Genomic DNA, 19,087 nt, shown 5'->3' on the forward strand with positions numbered 1-19,087 from the left:
TATTATGCTAGAGTTAGAGAAACCTTCGATTCCGCTGAAGCTGCTGCGGCTATCGAAGGTTTTTACGTTCATCCGCTATAAAGGAAATTCACGGTATTGTATGGCATAATAAGAGATAGCCAGATGCCTCTGATTACTATTTTTTCCACGGAGGGAATGTATTATGATTGGGTCAATCTATGAAACAGAAACGCTCGAGCAGCTAACCGAGGTCATTCAAACGGCCCCAGTTATGGATGACCTGCGCGAGCAGCTAATCGCCGAATATCGTCGACTTTTTCATTATGCCAACATCAAGCAGTGGAATGAGCTTGTACGTGTATGCGAAGCGCTTGCTATTACAGGCTGGGGAGCGTCTATGACTCCCGTGGAGGCAGTTGCGGAAAAATGGATCAACGGCTCCTATTACACCGAGCTGCGCACACGCACCTTCGAGCAGATCAAAGGCTCTTGCAAAGGCTGGAGCAAGCAGCAAGACAGCTTCATCATCCATGACGGCAGCGACAACACCGATTATGGCATTGCCGCTTTTGCTTCCCAGCGCAACCTGCTGCCGAAAAACCCGCTGCGCCTCGTCCGCTCCGGCAACTATCAGCTGTCAGCCAAGCCCTTCATAGACAGCCTGAGTGAGCTGCGCCGTGCACTGGATGAACATATGCGTCAGGAGCTTTACGGCGATTCCTTTAGCTACATCGGTATTTATTGCTTCTTTAGCCATCATGACGATGCCGAGCGTACGCTGCAGTATGAATATTTTCATGAGCAAGACGATGTTCCAGACGGGTTCGAGCATGGGTATTACATAAAGCCAAAATTTGCAGTTGGCAAGCTGGCTTCCCGCAAGGGCGAGCTCAAACTGGAAGTGACGAGGCATTTTACGAGAGCGGAAGGCGAGTTGCCTTTAAGCGAGCAGCAGCAGCTGTTTAAAGCGGATATGCTCGTTATTGTGGACCTGCTTGAAGAGAAGCTGCGCAAGAAAAAGCTAAGCTACCGCGTGGATTTATTAAGGCAGGATTTAATTGATATTTTGGAAAAATGGACGACGAAGGGGAATGCTACATGAGCGTAAACCGTACATTAATTACACAATTACAGCAATTCGCTGCTGTATTTGGGAGGCATGACATTGACCTTGGCGAGGTTTATTATCATGAGCCGCTGCCAGTTCAGGAGCCGCTTCCGCTTGGAGAAGCGCTGCGAACCTTTTACGGCTGTATAGAATTGCAGGAGCATCCGATGATTGGCGGTGTCCTAGCCGTGCAATTTTTCCGTTTGCCGGAGCTGGAACGTGCGCAGCAGGGCTGGCGCTGGATAATGACGGCTTCTGGGCTCGCTCCTGATCCGAAGTGGCCGGATGGCTGGATCGTCTTCGCCGATTACAATGGCGATGCGCTTATTGTTGATTCGACCGATCCGCAAGGGCCGGTATATGGCAGCATTCAGAAGCGGCATTCGCAAATCGCCGCCTCGCTGGCTGACTTTTTCGCCATGACCACTGCATTGATGAAGGTCGAGGAGGAAGAGTTCGAGCTCGATGCAACAGACGAGGATTCCGAAGTAAAAAGCGAGTTTATTGAACGCGCGATGGAGCTTGCCCCAGCGATAATTGGACGCGAGCATGGACAGCAATATTTGGATTTTTTCTTTAGCTAGGGATTGATTCGGCTAGTAAAGGATAACCGGCAATGAATCGCGACGTGATTTGCGATTTTTGCCGGTTATTTTCGTTTCGTTATGGTCGCTCCTGCTCCTTGATTTCCTTCAAAAAAGCTTTCAGCTCCGGATTCGCTGGCGGGTCCTGAAGCTCCATGCTTCTCAGGGCGTCCACAGCGATGCGCAGCACTGCATAATTGCGGTACCAGCGATGGTCGGAAGGCACGATATGCCACGGCGCGTGCTTGCTGCATTTTTCAAACACCTGCTCATAATAGCCCTGATATTGATCCCAGTGTTTCCGCTCCTGCAGGTCCGACGGGTCAAACTTCCAATTTTTCGATGAATCCTCGATTCGGCTTTTCAGCTTCTCCAGTTGAAACTCCTTGGAAATGTGCAAAAAGATTTTGACAACCTTAACTCCACTATCCGCAAGCAGCGACTCAAAAAGGTTAATATGCTTGAAGCGCCGCTTCGCCTCCTTATCGGATACTGCGCCATGCACGCGTGTAATCAGAACATCCTCATAATAGGAACGATTAAAAATAGTGATTTGTCCCAGCTCCGGGGCATTGTTGTGCGCCCGCCAAATAAAATCATGCCGCTTCTCCACATCCGTCGGCGCCTTGAAGCTGTGAGCTGATACGCCCTGTGGGTTCAGCCCGGCGAATACATGCTTCGTTACGCCATCCTTCCCGCTGCAATCCATCCCTTGAATGACGAACAGCACCGCCTGCTCCTTCGCAGCCGCCAGCTTCTCCTGAAGCTGCTCCAATTCCTCCTTCAGCTTCAGCGCTTCCTTCTCCACCTCTTCCTTATGATCAAAGGGACCTTTATCCTTTGGATTGATGCTGCTCAAAACAACCTTTTTATTCGCCATCAGCTCATGGTTTTTTGCCATCTGATTCACGCTCCTTATTTACCAGTATTCTACTTTGTTCCAATCTTATCAATCTTACTCCTGCATATGTGGCAAGCTAATAAACCACAAATCGGCATTGTTTCGCTCGATTCCTTGAGTTCACTGGAAATCTCGATTAGTATAAAAGCTATACTTGCGTAGAAAGAAGGAGATCGGTCTGAAAATTGGATTTTTGATTGTCGATATGCAAAATTTTTTATTACAGGATCAAAAGGAGAAGCTAAATGTAAGTGGAGCATGTGAATACATTAATCATGTATCCGGATTGCTTCGTTCAAAGGACCATGTGGTCATCCATCTTCAAGACATGGAAGAATCGGAAAAAGACGATGATCCAGAAGCAAGAAATATTATTCCCGAAATTACAGTAGACCCAGAAGATATCCGGATTATGAAACGATTTTCCAATGGATTTTGGAAAACAGATTTGGAGCAACAGCTGCTTAATCACAACGTTGGGCTCGTTGTAGTCGCTGGTTTTTCGGCAGAGGAATGTGTGACATTTACGACTAACGGCGCAGTTGAAAGAGGTTTTAAAGCAGTTATTTTGCAAAAAGGCATCCTTAGCAAAAAAGCTGAGGCTATTAACACAGTATACCAAGATCGGCCTATTATATCCTACCAGGTGATCGAATTTTTGATAGATTCAACAGCTACAATAGCTACAACACCTTAGTTATGTGTTATTGACTTGCAATAGCTGCTGTTCATCCAGCCACGATTGTACATGGGTGAGAAATCGCCTTGTAGCAGGTGAGCAAAACTTCATAGAATGGACGGCGATGCCAAGCGAGCGAAAGCTCGGCTCTTCCAGTTCCATGACATGGACATGATGATTGCGCCCTTCAATAACCAGCTCGGGCAATATGCTAATGCCAAGTCCCTGTTCAACCATGGCAATGATGGCAGCATCATCACCCGCCTCAAATCTGACGTTTGGCGTAATCGCTGCCTTCTTAAGTACGCGCTGAACGTCATAATCCGAGCCTGCTTTAGGAATAATGAACGGTTCCTCTGCAAGCCGAGCAAGCGGGAAAAAGGCGGCTCCGCAAAGCGGATGCTCCTGGGGCAAAATGCACAGCATCCGATCCTCTTTTAACGGGAAAACCTCCAGCTTATCGCTCGTAGGCAAGGAGAAAAAGCCGCAGTCGATCTGCCCCTCCTCCAGCCATTCCTCAACCTCCTGATAATCCCCCTCCATCAGCTTAAATTCAATTTGCGGGTAATCGTTCAAAAAAGCCTTCATCATCCGCGGCAGCCAGTGGACGGATACGCTTGTGAACGTGCCAATACGAATCGTGCCAGCCTCCAGTCCCCGGATTGCGGCTATCTCTTCTTGTAATCGAATATTGGCTTGCAGCACCTCGCGCATCGGCTGGAGCAGCCGCTCGCCTTCCCCTGTCAATTGAATACCCGCGCGGCTGCGCTGCAGCAGCCTAAAGCCAATTTCACTTTCCAAGCTGTTGATCGCGTGGCTAACGCCCGATTGGGTAAAGCCCAGCGTTTCCGCCGCCTTCGTTAAACTGCCAAGCCGCGCAACCTGTGCGAATATTTCATACTTATTAATACTCATCCTGCGTCTCCTCTATTTATATGAGTATTTCTCATGTTTATAACAAGAAATCCCCGTTATACTTATATGTCAAACCCCAGTATACTAGGTTTCGGCCCATAAGCCTATTCTATTAAAGTCGGAGAAGATAAACCTAATGAAACCTAGAAATGCCGAATTACTCATCGTCCTCGCAACCGTATTTTGGGGCTGTTCTTATTTATTTATGAAAATAGGACTTGAATCCATTGCTGCATTTAATTTGATTGCCCTGCGCTTCGGACTCGCCTTTCTGCTGACGTCTCTTCTCTTCTGGAGATCGCTGCGCAAGGTCGATTGGCGCACGATCAAATATAGTGCGATGCTCGGCTTCCTGCTATTCGCCGTTTTTGCCTGCATCATGTTTGGGCTTAAGACGACTACGACGTCTAATGCCGGCTTCCTCGTCAGCATGACCGTCATCTTCGTCCCGCTGCTGTCGGTCATCCTGTTGAAGCAGAAGCTTGCTCCATCCATGCGGCTCAGTGTCCTGCTCGCCCTTACCGGCATTGCGCTGCTGACGCTAAAAATGCCATTCAGCATCGGTAGCGGGGATATCCTTTGCATGCTGTCAGCTGTTTTTTATGCCTTTTATATTATATTAACGAACTCGGCGGCGAAAGCTTCAAACACGCTGAACCTAGGCATATTACAGCTAGGCTTTGCGGGCGGTTTTGGCTTACTCGGCATGCTGCTATTCGAAACACCGACTTTGCCGCAAACGCCTGCCAGCTGGGTTGCCGTGCTTGCGTTAAGCCTTTTATGCAGCGGCTTTGGCTTCATCATTCAGCCTATTGCCCAAAAATACACGACACCAACGCGGACGGGACTGATTTTCTCCCTTGAGCCAGTGTTTGCGGCAGCGGTAGGCTTTTGGTTTGCTCATGAAATATTGCCGCCGCAGGGCTATGTCGGAGCTGCGTTCGTGCTGCTTGCTGTCGTCTCCTCCGAAATAAAATGGAAGCGCCGTGGTGACGCTGCGTTTCCCGTTAAGGCTCCGGTCAAAGTTCTCGGTATTACTAAGGAAAAGGAAGTACTGCAACAGACCCTCTAGAAAAATGGCATCCGATTGACGTGCAAATAAGCCTTGGGCGAGCAGCCTACGGCTTATTTGCGTAATCAGACTTTTATTCTAGATGTTGTGCTGTATGTAACATCTAGTCATAAGCCTATATTGCTATTTACTAATTCATCCATTCATAATAGATATCAGAATAGGAGCGATCAACCATGAACAAGCACAGGAATTACAATAATAACAGCAGCTACTGGGAAAGCTATCAGCGATTTTTCCCTGCAGAAATACAGTTGAAAGAAAATAACTTGCCTATTGAGGAATGGTGGCAATGGAATAGTTGCGAGATTCATTTAGACCGGTTGCCAGCAGCCGAAAGTCCGCTCAAAATTGTACTCGTACATGGCGCTGGAGGCAACGGCCGTTTATTCGCCCCTTATGGAAAAATGCTGCAAATGCAAGGCTATGAAATGCTTGCCCCGGACCTTCCTCCCTATGGACTCAGCAAATTAGGCCCTTCCTCCAAACCAATCCGTTATGAAGAATGGATTCAGCTTCTAGTTGATCTAATTGAAAGCGAATATAAACGTGATGGCAAACCTATCGTCCTGCTTGGCGCCAGCATTGGCGGCATGCTCGCCTATCATGTTGCTGCCCGTAGTCCGCATGTGCAAGGCCTGATTGCTACAACCTTCGTAGATACTAGTGACGCTGCTATGCGCCTCCAGCTTGCCCCTAATAAATATGTCGCGGTGTATGGCAAATGGTTAATGGATGCATTCCCGATTTTGCTGGATTCATTTCGGCTGCCTGTTTCCAAAGTATCGCGCATGGATCTGATCGCCAACAATGCTGAATTAGCCCAGCTTATTATGGAGGATCCCCGTGCAGCAGCAACCCGAATACCTCTTAAATTGCTAAGAACTTTTCTGAACATGACACCTGAAGTACAGCCAGAAAACTTTACGTCCTGTCCGGTGCTGCTTGTTCACCCAGAAGTTGATCCTATGACTCCTTATGCTTTTAGCGAAAGCTTTTATAAAAGATTGGCCTGTCCGAAAAAGCTGGTGTTGCTGGAAGGAGCCGGACATTTTCCGATTGAGCAGCCAGGGCTGGAACAATTAAGCGCCGCTGTCCTGCAATTCCTCGCTAATCTTGCCTCAACAATCTCCAAGTAACTTAGCTCACGCTGGCTTCTCCCATGTTTATTCAATAAAATTTGTATAAATAATTGTATAATTAGTATAATGTTTTTCGCCTTATAAACCGATAAGTATTCAAGCGGCTTCCTTTTTTTCACTAAAAGAGGGTTGTTTACAGCAAATACTATTCCACAACACTAGAAAGGAAGATTAAGTAATGAATAAGCTTCACCTTTTCACCAAAAAGAATGTTTGCATGCTTTTTATTTTCACCCTGCTGTTTACTAGCTTCGGCACAGTAACGGCACCGAAAGCCGAGGCAGCAGTAACGGCCAGCGGTTATGTTTATTACACGTCTGACAAAGACCTGTTCCGTATTAAAACAGATGGCACTGGTGCCGCTCTCATAATGGAGGATTTCGACTTTCCCGGTACTGCTCTGAATCGTGGCGGCAAATATTTGTATTATTTGTCCTACAGCGGATCATCTACGCTGATGCGCCTGCCAATCGACGGCACAGCAACAGAAGATGAAGTATTTTATAACGATGTGCTGCATTATTCCATTGTGAATGGAACGCTTTACTACATGACAAGCGCTGGGAAAATCTATTCCGTTTCTGCTAATGCTGCTGCTGTGTCAGAAGCAAAGCAAATCGCAGATAAAGCTGATACAGACTTTGAAGAATTCAAAATCATTGATGGAAAAATCTACTACAACACCGTCCGTAATGGTCGTTCCACGTGGGTAGCCTCCAAAGCAGTTACAGGCGCAGGACAAGTGCAACATATTGCAGCCGGTGCCATCGAGCAGGATCATCATATCCAAACAACTGCTAATTCCGTCAATATTATTGTCAACACCAAGCCGGAAGAACAATTTTATTCGCTTGACTGCATTGTACTTTATAGCGTTCCTAAAAAAGGCGGCGCAGCCAAGGCCCTTAACTTAAACGCTCCAATTGATGCAAATGCTGCTTATTCCGGTATTTGGGCAACGAATACGTATTACTTATTCAACAAGGACATTCGCCTTGATTCCGAAGGGCATTTCAACTATAACACTGGTAAAGGCTACCTTCTGAACACAAGCGGCAAAACCTTCTCCCTGCACAGCACAGGCGTCTATGATTTAGCCAATGTAGGCACAGACAAAGTGGCTTTTATTGATGCAGCGGACAAAGGTTATGTTGCAACGATAAAAAACAATAAAGTGATTAGCAAAAAAAATCTTAACATTTCTAAGCTTCATTCCGTATACAACATTATGTCGGGCGGAAAAATCGCTTCTACAATCTTTTTCGGCGACAATGCCAGCTATTTGCTAAAATCGGATTTGTCGGTTCAAAAGATACCTGGATTGAACTGGGATTATATGGAGCTTAATGAAGGCGTTGATGGTATTTACTACATCAATGACGACTCCAAGGATGCTGGCTACGGACAGTTGTTCCACCTAAGCAGCGATGGTAAAACGGCATCCAAGCTTAGCGAGCAATCGATCGGCCGCGTTCTGCTTGTTGCCAAACAATAAGCTGCTGTTTTTTAGTTTTTATAAGTGAATCGACGTTATATTAAAAAGAGGAGCAGAATTTTTAAATCTGCTCCTCTTTTTCTATTATAAATTATCTGATTTTTTAACGTTTAATCTGCTCAAGAATTTGTGGATCTTTAATTTTCGTATCTTGGGCAAGCAGAACGATTTTGGATAAAATCTCTGCTGTCTTTGGATCTTCATCTATAAACGGCAGAAACAGCTTGCCGCGATGCTGAGAATGAACCGGAATAATAGCAACTGCACCAGAAGCCTGCTTATATACTATTCCACTGCCCAGATGAACGCTGTATTCACCTAATTGGCCTGCAATCAAAGCATGATTGCCTTCCAATCTTACATTGTCAATTTTGAGCAGTCGCAACGATTCGCGAACGATAGCTTGGCGAGTTTCAATCGTTGTCAGACTCGCCTCTGGATCTACTCCTCCTACATGCGCCACACTGACGACCAAATCCACATCACGCATCACTTCAGAGAAAACAAGCGGCGGTACCTTTTCAATCTCAATCGGTTTATACGTATGACGGTCAAAGAAACGGACTGTTTCTATAGTCGGGCATTCGACATCCGATGGAGAAAACCAATCAGCAAGCGCATAAATGCTCGCAATGATATTTTCCTTGTAATAAACCTTCTGCAGTCCTTCTTCATAGCTTACCGTCCATAAGCGGCTCTTCAGCAAGCTAACGGTTTTGCGTGGCTGTACTTGGTGTCCGTCATATCTGCGGGATATCGCACCACTAGCCAGTTCATCAGCATTTGGCATGTACAATTCACGGAATACTTGTTTGAACGGTTGCTTCAACTGCCTGTCAAACATATCCTTCTGGTACAAACTCCATTGTCCGCTATTGAACAAATGCAGAGGATGGGCAATAAACAGCTCGTCGCCTTCAGCCACTTCATACGATCCCTCATCTGCTCCAAGCAGCGCCCCGTTTTCAAAATAACCCAGCTTCCCATTTGCGCCAAATACCAATGTTCTAATTAAAGGCGCAATAACCGGATTTTTCGCGAGCTTGTTAATCTCTTCCTTAGTGAAAAGACTACCCGTTTCCATGGAGCGTTCAAGCTCCTTGCGCGCCCGCTTGTATTGATCGGAAAGCTCAGATTTAATTTGCTTAAGCGTCTCCATATATTCATGCTTTTTAAAAGCGGCCGGAACCGACTTAAGCTCCTTGTCTTTGCGGAGCAAACGGATTTCTGCTTTTCCTTCTTCGTCAATGATAAGCTGTACCGTCACATCCTCATCCAAAGCGACAGGATCAAAGTAATGCAGAAGCTCGTCGATTTTCCGTCCTTCCATATCCCAGGTTAAACGAACAACATCGTTATACCCTGCATTTCGGGCTAAGTTATCCAATGCAATTGAGCTTGTTTTTGACTCTGTAGCCCGACGCTGGGCTCCAAATGTTTTGCTTTCTTTAAGAAATTGCTGAATAAATTCATAACGCTCCAGTACATCACGCTGCTTGTCTTGCTCCAATGGAACTAGGCTATAACACAGCAAATGATCTTTATTGCGTTTATCTGCTACTGATTTTTTCAAATCTGCAAGCTTGAGCTTGCCCAGCACCGCATCAGCAAATAATTGAGAGCGTCTGTGATTGGAACCGGCCGAAATATATTTTGCGGACTGATAGAGTTGATCAAACCGCGTCTCACCCAGTTCTTCATAGGCCGAATGGAACCAGTTCACATCGAATGCGCCATCGTTGAAGTCTTCCGGTAAAATTGGAGAGTAATGTGCTACAATCGTTTCTTTTTCCCCCGAAAAGGTCTCATTAATATGAGCGTGGAAATACCAGGCTGCACTGCGCAGACCATCCCAGCCCAAATATTTTGCTATTATATCAACCCACTGCGGTGCATACATCGCTGCTTCAAGCAGTCTAACCTCGCTAATTTTGCTACCTTGGAGCAGCTCTTTCAGCGTCTCCTCGTTCTCCCCTGCAGCAGGATGGCATACTTTAAGCATTTGGCTGAAAGATTCTTTCTTTGTCGTATCTTTGCCATAGCTATAAATGTAGCCTCGAACGAATGATTCTTTATCCAGCCCTGTCAAAATACGAAGGAAATAAGAAGTCCCTTGAATAAGCGAAATGCTTGTTGCGAGCTTCGTGACATCCGTCGGAAGATCACCGCGGTTAAGTTCAATTTCCAAGATTCGCTCGACAACCCGATTTTTAATAGCAGCGATTGCTGGGTATGAGTCTAAATCATGATTTTTGGGGCTAGTCATTTCCCCGATATAGTTATTGCTGCGTGGTCTGGACATAAATAATCGAATAAGTTCATTTTCGGTCAGTATTTCCAAGCTATACGCCCTTGCAAAATCCTCGATTCCAAGTAAATAACCATTGTAGTCCTGCAAAGCAAATAGCCAGTAATAAACTTCAAAATACGGTTTGAATGATTCATCGCTATGCAATTCAGATCTTTGCCAGCGCCGCCAGAAATTCGTCAATGCATTTAAAATACCTTGATTTTCATCCTCTTTGTCATGAGGGAAGCATTTAATAATTAAACGCAGCGCATGATTCGACTTGTCGAACCGCTCCTGCTTATCACTATCTGAAATATAAGCGTCAATAATTTCATTGACCTGATTCCCATAATCCAAATTATTATAAATCGCTTGCATATCCACCACTTTCTCCATTGGATAGATGGTTTCAATCAGCTCCTTGCCCCAAGACTCCAGCGCCTGAAAGTTGGATTCGTACATTTCCCACCTTTTCAATTGTCCCGTGCAGCAGCGATGCAAGAACTCCGCATGACGATAAAATTCCAGCTGCATTAACTCAAGCGGGCCAAAGCCGCTCGAATCCAAATATTTTCTCCATACTTCAGCAAGGGGATAACGTTCCAATACAGGTGTGTTATCTTCGGGATCATAGCGCCAGCTAGTTGTTGACAGCCTTGTCCCAAGAAGCACGGACTGTTTAGCCTCATAATAATCTTGAATCTCATATTCATGCTCCCGATATTCATGAACAAGCTCCGATAACCCTTGTAGAAAATGCTGCATCTTGTCCACCGGCAACGTAAAATATTGCTTTACTTCTTCCAAGGCTGACAACGGCATTGGTTCTATTTGTACAAGCCGATCAACTTTCTCAGGAAGGTTGTACAAGCCGAAGCCATTTGCTAAAGAATAGGTGGCCTCTTGCTTCAGCTTCGCTAGTAATAGCCGTTCCTTGTCTGTTGGCTCAGTAAGGACTTCTACCTGATCCTGGAGCTCAGCAAACAGCTTTGCATGCTGCTCGTCTTCCTTCATCTCAGTCAGCAATTCCAACGCAGCCAGACGCTGCAGTTCCACCCGACTTTGCAGCAGCTCCTTTGTTACAGCCTTAAGACTGGAAGCAGGCTGATTGAGCAGAAGTTCAATGGCGCCTTGGCGAAGCGCTCCTTTCTTAAGCTTTAGCAGAGCGGATATGGAAGACAGCTCCTCCTCATTCATTTGGAGCTTGGCAGCTTTACGAATCGCGATTTCGCGATTGCTTGTACTTTTATCTGAAAGGCTTGCAAACAAAAAGCCTCTCTGTGCTTTATTTTCTGGCTCAGGAAGGAAATACTTTAACATCTCGCCCCGCATACTAGGGCTCAATGTATCTTTAATAGCTATCATTTCAGCAATCATTTCATTATCCATATCATAAGCAATAAGATAGAGCATCTTTCCTACTATTTCATCGGCACGGAGCGTATAACTCATCCAATCAAATACACGGGAGTTTTTCGTTATTTCCTTTTCATTCATTCCGGAAAGCATCGTGGAAAATTTCGAAAAATGGTTCTGTCTCTCCGATTTCTCCTCAAGAAATGGTGTACTTGTATAAGTCAACGTATTATCTCTGTCCATCTGCCATACATAGCTGTAACCATAGGCGTAGTTATCAAGAATCCAATATTGCAGCTCAGAATCTGTCTCATCAAGCCAATTTCTAGTAATGGCAAAACGCATTGCCGTATTGGTGCTCTGTGCAAGAACATATTGAGCAACCACTTTACGATACGTATCTTGACTTCCCATTACATAAGCGATCTTTTCATACAAATCATTTTCCTCATGCACAGCTGTCGTCCACAAAGCCATAAATACCTCATTGACATTGTTGCTTTCCAGCCACTGCTCACATAGATCCTTATTACTGAGGGACTGCACCACATAGCTGAGGCACTGCTTCGCAACTCGGGCATTCGCGGCCTCCAAATTCAGGCCTGTCCACACATCCAGCGCACGAATAACCGAGCTAAACCGGATTAAATTATTGTCCTCCACAATTTTCAGCATAAATATCATGGCCTCAATCGTGCCCGAGTCCATTTGCTCGACGATACTTTGTCTGAGGCCTTCTTGCAGACGGGCGGCAACAAGAAGCTCTCCCATCATTTGATAAGCCCGTTCACTATGGCTCAAAAATATACCGGAAATCATATGACGGGAAAGCAGTGCAGTGTTGTTGTCACCGTATATAATTTCTTTCAAATCCTCAAACGTTTCTTCGTTTTCTCTGTCAAGCTCATAAGCAATCATATCCGCCGCGGCAAGCATTAGGTGGTTGTAATCTGATAGAGAAGAATGATCAACTTTCGATAAATAATCTTTCACATTGAATTTCGCCGCCTGCATATACAAGAGGGAGATACATTTCTCCATCACTCTTTCTGTATGTACTTCTAAATTTGACGTACGGAATGGACGGCGCAAATAACCATTACTGTGTGGATACTCCACGCAATGGTTAACAATATATCGGAACACGGCTGCATAAGGGTCGTCAAACAGCTTGTCCATAATACTAACAAGAGGATCGAACCATTTGCTGCTATCATCTGCTGCCATTTGCTTCAACCATTGCTTCAATTCTTTCTTCGCGTCACTATCCATATATCTCTGTCTAGCAGATTCGATCACTAGAATGCCAAGCTGGCGATAAGACTCATCCTTATCCAGGGTACCCGCTTTATCCAGCATCTTCTGAAAATATTCCTTATCCGCTTCCAACTCCATATTGTAACAGCCTCCTGTTTATTAAAATAATATATGAACTAATTCGCCTACCACATTTTACCTGCCAGCATAGTAAAACGAATCAATGCGAGTTCGTCGCCATCCTGCATATGTAAAGGACTATCCAATTGTTCGATTTCATCGCCATTAATAAATACCTTATATAGTCCATCTTCAAACGCCAGCATTGCGGTGCAAAGCGCTTCATCTATACTCGCCCTTTGCTCATTATATATAGAGCCGAAACCGACCTTGCCCGTCTCGGCTTGCAGTTCCACATCACTTTGCGTCAAATAGGGCACAAGCGGAACATCCGTCTCCTTCTGATTGAATTTCTGAACATTTACAGTAACCAGATCCGTAATTAGTGCTTTCAACGTATCCGGTTTATTTGTAAGTGTCCACTCGAGACGATTTAAATAGCTTTTCTTCTTTCCCAGGCTCTTCACCGTTATGTACACAATCATGATCGACTACCTCCGGATACTTATAATGTCCCCTGACTACCATAATAGTACCATATTAAGGAAAGGGCGCCCTTCATGCCTTTAGGAGGAAATAATGAAACTTTCTCTAAACAGCCAGGCCCTTTTACACTTAAAAATACGTGATATAGACTATTTACACCTATCGCAAATGAATATCGCGATGTATAAACTTTTATTATTCCGTCTTCATGTATGTTTAATTGCTCCTAAATATTTACGGCTTGCCAAAAGAGAACATAGGTTCTATAATTCATAATACAGGAACACATGTTCTTAGTCAATGAAATTCCAACGTCTTCCTTCCACTTTTGATGATTCAGAGTTGAAAATTCATGAATAAGAATGTTTGAGCATTCATTAGTATGGGTATAACCCTCTATTGGAAACTTTGCTTTCATGCTTCATTGTTTATTAATCATTTTCGGGAAGACAGCTGGATTGACGTCGCTGAGCAGAGCATGTTATTTTAAATTTGACATGGAAACTTTTGGAGGGATATGAATGATTGAGATTCGCTTATCCGTTGATTACGATGAATATGAAAATGGTGTTCGCATTTCCCAGCTTATTGACCAGCTCACTGAAAAACCGAACGCAGCTAACATTTCCGTGCTTACGATTGGTGATTGGGGACAAGCCTATGAGAACGGACCTGATGATGCCATCGAATCACTCGTTAAACACAAGCATATTTTCACAGGGCTGAGCAGCCTCTTTCTTGGAGATATGGACTCGGAGGAATGTGAAGTATCCTGGATTAATCAGACGAACATCGCTCCACTGCTTGAAGCATACCCTAATCTTCGTTCCCTTACTGTTAAAGGAAGCACCAATTTAAGCTTTGAGCCCCTGCAGCATGCAGCGCTTCAAGAGCTGAAAATTATTTGCGGAGGATTGCCAAAAAGTGTAATCGAACAAATTGCAGGCTCCCAGCTTCCTGAGCTTCGCAGACTCGAGCTGTATCTTGGTGTAGATGATTATGGGTTTGATGCATCGCTGGAAGAAGTTCTGGCAGTCGCAAAACCTAATCTATTTCCAAAACTCACCTATTTGGGCTTAAAAAATAGCGAGCTGCAGGATGAGATTGCAATTGCGATTGCTGACTCACCAATTGTCGACCAATTGGACACGCTTGATTTGTCTTACGGTACTCTAACCGACGTGGGTGCAGAAGCCCTCATAACGAGCGAGCGGGTGAAGAAGCTTAAACATTTGGATCTTAATTACCACTATATGAGCGATAAAATGGTCGAACGCTGGAAAGCGACTGGTCTTTCTGTTGACCTTAGCGATGGGCAAGATGCTGATGAGGATGACTGGCGCTATCCCTATATTACGGAATAATGGCCGCTACAGCTTCAGTACAGCCCTATTTGTTAATTGGGAACCCGGGCAACAAACGTACGCTTGGCCTACAAGCTGCCAGGCAGAAGCTTGGGCTCCCCCCCGCCATCGTTCTTCCTTATTCGGATCTGCTGAATCGTTCTATCCATTTAGGTGAATCGATTCGGCAGGCGGCAACAAACTCACAGCCCCTTGAAGGAAAGCCCATTATTATCCGGCTGGAAGCTCCCGGAGAAAATCCGCTTGTGGAGCGTGAATTAATTGCTTGGGGAGCAGAATTTGAAGGCAGCAGAAAAGATTTAACCAGCGGTTTATCCGTTACTGCGGCCAAAGCATTACGGCTGCCTGAAGAATATGGGCGCATCCTTTATCCAGGGCAATGGTACCGTGGCTATTGCCGCCTGCTCGCCGAGCTTCGTGAAGCTGCGCAGCAAAGTGATTCTCCTATCCGCTGGGTCAACGATCCGGCGGATGTTGCCGTTATGTTCGACAAGCGACGCTGTCAGCAGCTGCTTTCACAAAATGGTGTTCCCACACCTGCTATGCCGGCTCCTGCTGGCTCTATCCGAGATTATGAATCGCTTCTGGCCGCTGTTCAATCAAGCCGCATGAACCGCTTATTCATTAAGCTTGCTTATGGCTCCGGAGCCTCAGGCATTATCGCTTATCAGCGGCATCCTGTAACCGGCTCAGAAATTGCGATTACAACGATTGGTGTAGAGCAACATAACGATGAACAGCTTTATTACAATTCGGGTAAATTGCAGCGTTATACCGATCATGCAACGATCCGTTTAATCATCGACTGGCTATGCCGTGAGGGTGCTCAAATTGAGCGTTGGATTGAAAAGGACAGTATCGATGGAAGCAGCTACGATATTAGGCAGCTTGTCGTTAACGGCTCCCCTTGTCATGCCTTAGCAAGGCTAAGCCGCACACCAATTACGAATTTGCATTTGCGCAATGAGCGTCGTTTAATAACGGACGGCATGCTGTCAGCTATTTTGAAAGAGCAGGTAGAACATACCGCTGTTTCCGCACTTGCCGCTTTTAATGGTTCGACGGTTGCTGGAATTGATGTGCTTGTACAAAAAAAACGGGGCCTAACCTACATATGTGATGTTAATCCCTTCGGCGATTTACTGTATCATGCCGAGCATAAGGGAATGAATACTTACGAATGGCAAATGTCCCTTTTGCAGCAATAAAAGCCTACGAAGAGAGGATGCTCAGGATGATTGATATGAACCAAATCGTGGGCTCCCATGATATTGTCATGATTACGCTTGATACACTGCGTTATGATGTAGCCAAGCTCGAAGAATCCAACTGCCGCAACTTATGCGCAGACGGACCATGGGAGAAACGGCATACACCTGGTAGCTTCACGTATGCTGCACACCACGCCTTTTTTGGAGGCTTTCTCCCTACACCTGCCAATACGGATAAAGCATCGCATATGCGATTATTCCACACCAAAAATACTGGCTTAAAAACACATCCCCACACGTGGCAGTTTGATGCACCTGATCTTGTAAGCGGCCTAGCAGAAGAAGGATACCGAACGATATGTATTGGAGGTGTCATCTTTTTCACTAAAAAAAACAAGCTGGCAAAAGTACTTCCTGGATATTTTCAGGAAAGCTACTGGCGTATGAATTTTGGGGTAACCAATCCTCGTTCGACTGAACATCAGGTCAATCATGCTCTAAAGCTGCTAAAGCAGGCTGATCCCAATGAAAGATTGTTTCTGTTCCTGAACGTCTCGGCTATTCATGGGCCGAATCATTATTTTCTTCCTGGCGGATCACGAAAAGACTCGATTGAGTCGCAGCGTGCAGCACTCAGATACGTAGACAGCCAGCTTGGCACATTGTTCGATGCGCTGCGAAGCCGCGGCAAAACCCTTTGCCTCGCCTTCTCCGATCATGGAACTGCCTATGGCGAAGACGGCTTTGACGGACATCGACTGGCGCATGAGGTCGTATGGAACGTCCCGTACCGTGAATTTATTTTATAATGAAAGAGGAGAGATGCCGGATGTCCATGCCAACATCATTAACTAGACCAGCGGATTTGCCGGAATGGGGCAAGCGCTGGTTCGCCTCCCCTTACCGCTCCTATCTTTATTCTTACCCGCATAAAACCGCTTATCGACCACTAACTCCAGCGCTGCCGCTTGAGGAACTCTGGAAGGACGAAGCTGCTGATTATTATTTCTTATATATGCATATCCCTTTTTGTGGTGTACGCTGCGGATTTTGCAATTTGTTTACACTGCCTGATCGCCGTACCCATGTGCATGAGCAATATGTAGATGCACTTGAACGCCAGGCTTTGCAGTGGGCTCCCATTATTACAGGAAAGCCCTTTTCCCGCTTCGCCATTGGCGGCGGCACGCCTACGTTGCTTGAGGCTTCCCAGTTAAATCGACTGTTCACTATTGCCGAAGACATTATGGGACTGAATACATCCCAAGCATCTATTTCCGTGGAGACCTCTCCTGATACGGTAAGTGAAGAACGGCTGCAAATTTTGAAAGACCGCCGGACCGACCGGGTTAGTATTGGTGTGCAAAGCTTTATCGATGAAGAAGCTTCGGCGATTTATCGCCCACAAAAGCCTAAGCTTGCTGAACAAGCTATTACGATGCTGCAGGCTTTTGATTTTCCATTGCTGAACATTGATCTGATCTATGGTTTGCCAGGACAAACAACCGATTCATGGATTTATTCACTGGAGAAAGCAATAAGCTTCTCTCCGGGTGAAATTTTCATTTATCCGCTGTATACGCGAGAACATACCATTTTGAAGCCAGACCAAATTCAGCGCCAAGGTACCGATGCACGGCTGGAACTATACCATATTGCATGCGACCGCCTTAAGGCGGCAGGCTATAAGCAATTTTCCATGCGGCGTTTTGCTAAAGAAATAACGTTTACGCATAAAAACATTTTACCGTTTAGCTGTCAGGAGGAAGGCATGGCAGGGCTCGGTTGCGGTGCGCGCTCGTATACCCGTGAAGTACATTATGCTTCCCGTTATGGGGTAAGCGCAGCGGCTACAAGAAGCATCATTGCCGATTATGTTGCCACAGAAAATTTCCAATCCGCAAATTACGGATTTAAATTAAATGTCGCTGAACAGAAGCGGCGGTTTGTTTTAAAAGCTCTGCTGCATGCCGAAGGCCTGTCACTTGCAAGCTATTCAGAACGTTTTGGCAGTGAAGCGCTTGCCGATCACTCCGAACTGGCTGAGCTTATTCAACTCGGCTTTGCTCAAATGATGGATGCCGGGCAAACCCTTCGTCTAACGGAGCTTGGCATGGCTTATTCCGATGCAATCGGTGATGAATTTATTTCCGGTGATATTAGAGAATTAATGGAAGGGTACGAGCTGTCATGAAAGCCGTGCTGTATTATCGGGGATCGCTCTCCTCCTGCAACTATGATTGTCCCTATTGCCCATTTAGCAAAAACAAAGACAGTGCCGCTACGCTTCGCAAAGACGAGGAGCAATTGCATACGTTCATGAATTGGGTTCGGGAGCAAGGACGCGCCGGCCATGAATTGTCTATTTTTTTCAACCCGTATGGCGAAGCCCTTATCCATCGCTGGTATCGCGAGGCTATGATCGAGCTGTCACATATGCCCCATATTTCCAAGGTAGCCGTCCAGACGAATCTTTCTACGAAGTTAGATTGGACAAGCCGGCTAAATTCGGAGAAAGCTGCTTTTTGGGTTACTTACCACCCTGGTCAGACGACCCTCAGCCAAATGCTGTCACAGTGCATGCAGTTGCACCAACAAGGGCTTAATTTTAGCGTTGGAACTGTAGGGCTGCGAAGTGCTTTCGAGCAAATTGAAGCGCTTCGCAGCAGCCTACCAGAGGATGTATACGTTTGGGTGAATGCTTTTAAAGATAAGCCTAATTATTACACAGAAGCGGAAATTGCCCGGCTTGAAGCCGTTGATCCTTATTTTCTATGGAATACGAGAGACTATGATAGCTTCGGACAGCGCTGCTCCGCTGGCTCCTCAGTGTTTTATGTTCAAGGAAGCGGTGTCGTCAAACATTGCTACAAAGATCGGCGTATCATCGGACAGCTCTATCGGGACGGACTGGAAGGCTTATCCGCAGAACGGCCTTGCGGCATGAAGAAATGCGGATGCTATATCGGCTATATCCATATGCCAAAGCTGGAGCTGGGAAGCATCTATGAAGATAGTCTGCTGGAGCGAATTCCGGCACATTTTCAGCATAAAGAAAAAGTAAGCACTTCATAATGCAGGTTTCTGTTGTTACTATACTTTTCTTGAAAAGGAACTTGTCTATTTCTGTCGAATTGTAAATAATA

At 45.6% G+C, this 19,087-nt stretch carries 15 protein-coding genes; 11 read left to right on the forward strand and 4 right to left on the reverse strand.

Features of this window, described 5'->3' with window-relative positions:
- Positions 1 to 163 precede the first annotated feature (163 nt).
- Both WH37_RS27435 and WH37_RS33995 read left to right on the forward strand, forming a co-directional pair.
- The gene (locus tag WH37_RS27435; protein ID WP_046233845.1) at positions 164 to 1,063 is read left to right on the forward strand and encodes a hypothetical protein; all 900 of its coding nucleotides are present in this window, start codon (positions 164 to 166) and stop codon (positions 1,061 to 1,063) included.
- Positions 1,060 to 1,653 carry an SMI1/KNR4 family protein gene (locus WH37_RS33995; RefSeq protein ID WP_052737254.1) on the forward strand — a complete coding sequence of 198 codons (594 nt, stop codon included), beginning with the start codon at positions 1,060 to 1,062 and terminating at the stop codon, positions 1,651 to 1,653. The genes WH37_RS27435 and WH37_RS33995 overlap by 4 nt, the downstream gene beginning before the upstream one ends.
- A gap of 79 nt (positions 1,654 to 1,732) precedes the next feature.
- Here the strand turns inward: WH37_RS33995 and WH37_RS27445 are convergent, their stop codons facing one another.
- On the reverse strand, positions 1,733 to 2,554 hold the full coding sequence (locus tag WH37_RS27445) for a PPK2 family polyphosphate kinase (protein ID WP_046233846.1): 822 nt from the start codon (positions 2,552 to 2,554) through the stop codon (positions 1,733 to 1,735).
- Between the two features lie 154 nt (positions 2,555 to 2,708).
- Between WH37_RS27445 and WH37_RS27450 the strand changes: the two genes are divergently transcribed.
- Positions 2,709 to 3,251, forward strand: a complete 543-nt coding sequence (locus WH37_RS27450; RefSeq protein ID WP_231594385.1) for a cysteine hydrolase family protein — start codon at positions 2,709 to 2,711, stop codon at positions 3,249 to 3,251.
- On the opposite strand, the gene WH37_RS27455 is transcribed toward WH37_RS27450, so the two are convergent.
- The gene (locus tag WH37_RS27455) at positions 3,252 to 4,148 is read right to left on the reverse strand and encodes a LysR family transcriptional regulator (protein ID WP_046233847.1); all 897 of its coding nucleotides are present in this window, start codon (positions 4,146 to 4,148) and stop codon (positions 3,252 to 3,254) included.
- A gap of 136 nt (positions 4,149 to 4,284) precedes the next feature.
- On the opposite strand from WH37_RS27455, the gene WH37_RS27460 reads away from it, so the two are divergent.
- From WH37_RS27460 to WH37_RS27470, 3 genes are all read left to right on the forward strand, one after another.
- Entirely contained in the window at positions 4,285 to 5,220 is a 936-nt protein-coding gene (locus WH37_RS27460; protein WP_046233848.1) for a DMT family transporter, read from the forward strand.
- A gap of 176 nt (positions 5,221 to 5,396) precedes the next feature.
- Positions 5,397 to 6,359, forward strand: a complete 963-nt coding sequence (locus WH37_RS27465; protein WP_046233849.1) for an alpha/beta hydrolase — start codon at positions 5,397 to 5,399, stop codon at positions 6,357 to 6,359.
- Between the two features lie 181 nt (positions 6,360 to 6,540).
- A complete protein-coding gene (locus WH37_RS27470) occupies positions 6,541 to 7,857 on the forward strand; it encodes a DUF5050 domain-containing protein (RefSeq protein ID WP_046233850.1) in 1,317 nt (438 codons plus the stop codon).
- 103 nt (positions 7,858 to 7,960) lie between these two features.
- Here the strand turns inward: WH37_RS27470 and WH37_RS27475 are convergent, their stop codons facing one another.
- Both WH37_RS27475 and WH37_RS27480 read right to left on the reverse strand, forming a co-directional pair.
- A complete protein-coding gene (locus WH37_RS27475; RefSeq protein WP_046233851.1) occupies positions 7,961 to 12,898 on the reverse strand; it encodes a DUF4132 domain-containing protein in 4,938 nt (1,645 codons plus the stop codon).
- A gap of 47 nt (positions 12,899 to 12,945) precedes the next feature.
- Positions 12,946 to 13,365 (reverse strand): hypothetical protein, encoded by a 420-nt coding sequence (locus tag WH37_RS27480; RefSeq protein WP_046233852.1) that lies wholly within the window; start codon positions 13,363 to 13,365, stop codon positions 12,946 to 12,948.
- 522 nt (positions 13,366 to 13,887) lie between these two features.
- Between WH37_RS27480 and WH37_RS27485 the strand changes: the two genes are divergently transcribed.
- The 5 genes from WH37_RS27485 to WH37_RS27505 are packed head-to-tail and all read left to right on the forward strand — an operon-like array spanning position 13,888 to position 19,016.
- Positions 13,888 to 14,730, forward strand: coding sequence for an STM4015 family protein (locus WH37_RS27485; protein WP_046233853.1), 843 nt, complete (start codon positions 13,888 to 13,890; stop codon positions 14,728 to 14,730).
- A gap of 29 nt (positions 14,731 to 14,759) precedes the next feature.
- Complete coding sequence (locus WH37_RS27490; RefSeq protein ID WP_231594386.1) at positions 14,760 to 15,938, forward strand: STM4014 family protein; 1,179 nt, start codon at positions 14,760 to 14,762, stop codon at positions 15,936 to 15,938.
- Between the two features lie 26 nt (positions 15,939 to 15,964).
- Positions 15,965 to 16,750 carry an STM4013/SEN3800 family hydrolase gene (locus tag WH37_RS27495; RefSeq protein WP_046233855.1) on the forward strand — a complete coding sequence of 262 codons (786 nt, stop codon included), beginning with the start codon at positions 15,965 to 15,967 and terminating at the stop codon, positions 16,748 to 16,750.
- A 26-nt stretch (positions 16,751 to 16,776) separates the two neighbouring features.
- Entirely contained in the window at positions 16,777 to 18,135 is a 1,359-nt protein-coding gene (locus WH37_RS27500) for an STM4012 family radical SAM protein (protein ID WP_231594390.1), read from the forward strand.
- Positions 18,132 to 19,016 (forward strand): STM4011 family radical SAM protein, encoded by an 885-nt coding sequence (locus tag WH37_RS27505; RefSeq protein WP_046233857.1) that lies wholly within the window; start codon positions 18,132 to 18,134, stop codon positions 19,014 to 19,016. The genes WH37_RS27500 and WH37_RS27505 overlap by 4 nt, the downstream gene beginning before the upstream one ends.
- Positions 19,017 to 19,087: the final 71 nt, after the last annotated feature.

Source organism: Paenibacillus algorifonticola (assembly GCF_000971975.1).
GTDB classification, from domain to species: domain Bacteria; phylum Bacillota; class Bacilli; order Paenibacillales; family Paenibacillaceae; genus Pristimantibacillus; species Pristimantibacillus algorifonticola.

Excerpts from the sequence above, each read along its gene's own strand:
- WH37_RS27480 (WP_046233852.1), bottom strand. The coding sequence starts at position 13,365 with ATGATTGTGTACATAACGGTGAAGAGCCTGGGAAAGAAGAAAAGCTAT.
- WH37_RS27475 (WP_046233851.1), bottom strand. The coding sequence starts at position 12,898 with ATGGAGTTGGAAGCGGATAAGGAATATTTTCAGAAGATGCTGGATAAA.
- WH37_RS27445 (WP_046233846.1), bottom strand. The coding sequence starts at position 2,554 with ATGGCAAAAAACCATGAGCTGATGGCGAATAAAAAGGTTGTTTTGAGC.
- WH37_RS27465 (WP_046233849.1), top strand. The coding sequence starts at position 5,397 with ATGAACAAGCACAGGAATTACAATAATAACAGCAGCTACTGGGAAAGC.
- WH37_RS27500 (WP_231594390.1), top strand. The coding sequence starts at position 16,777 with ATGCCAACATCATTAACTAGACCAGCGGATTTGCCGGAATGGGGCAAG.
- WH37_RS27470 (WP_046233850.1), top strand. The coding sequence starts at position 6,541 with ATGAATAAGCTTCACCTTTTCACCAAAAAGAATGTTTGCATGCTTTTT.
- WH37_RS27485 (WP_046233853.1), top strand. The coding sequence starts at position 13,888 with ATGATTGAGATTCGCTTATCCGTTGATTACGATGAATATGAAAATGGT.
- WH37_RS27495 (WP_046233855.1), top strand. The coding sequence starts at position 15,965 with ATGATTGATATGAACCAAATCGTGGGCTCCCATGATATTGTCATGATT.
- WH37_RS33995 (WP_052737254.1), top strand. The coding sequence starts at position 1,060 with ATGAGCGTAAACCGTACATTAATTACACAATTACAGCAATTCGCTGCT.
- WH37_RS27435 (WP_046233845.1), top strand. The coding sequence starts at position 164 with ATGATTGGGTCAATCTATGAAACAGAAACGCTCGAGCAGCTAACCGAG.
- WH37_RS27460 (WP_046233848.1), top strand. The coding sequence starts at position 4,285 with ATGAAACCTAGAAATGCCGAATTACTCATCGTCCTCGCAACCGTATTT.
- WH37_RS27505 (WP_046233857.1), top strand. The coding sequence starts at position 18,132 with ATGAAAGCCGTGCTGTATTATCGGGGATCGCTCTCCTCCTGCAACTAT.
- WH37_RS27455 (WP_046233847.1), bottom strand. The coding sequence starts at position 4,148 with ATGAGTATTAATAAGTATGAAATATTCGCACAGGTTGCGCGGCTTGGC.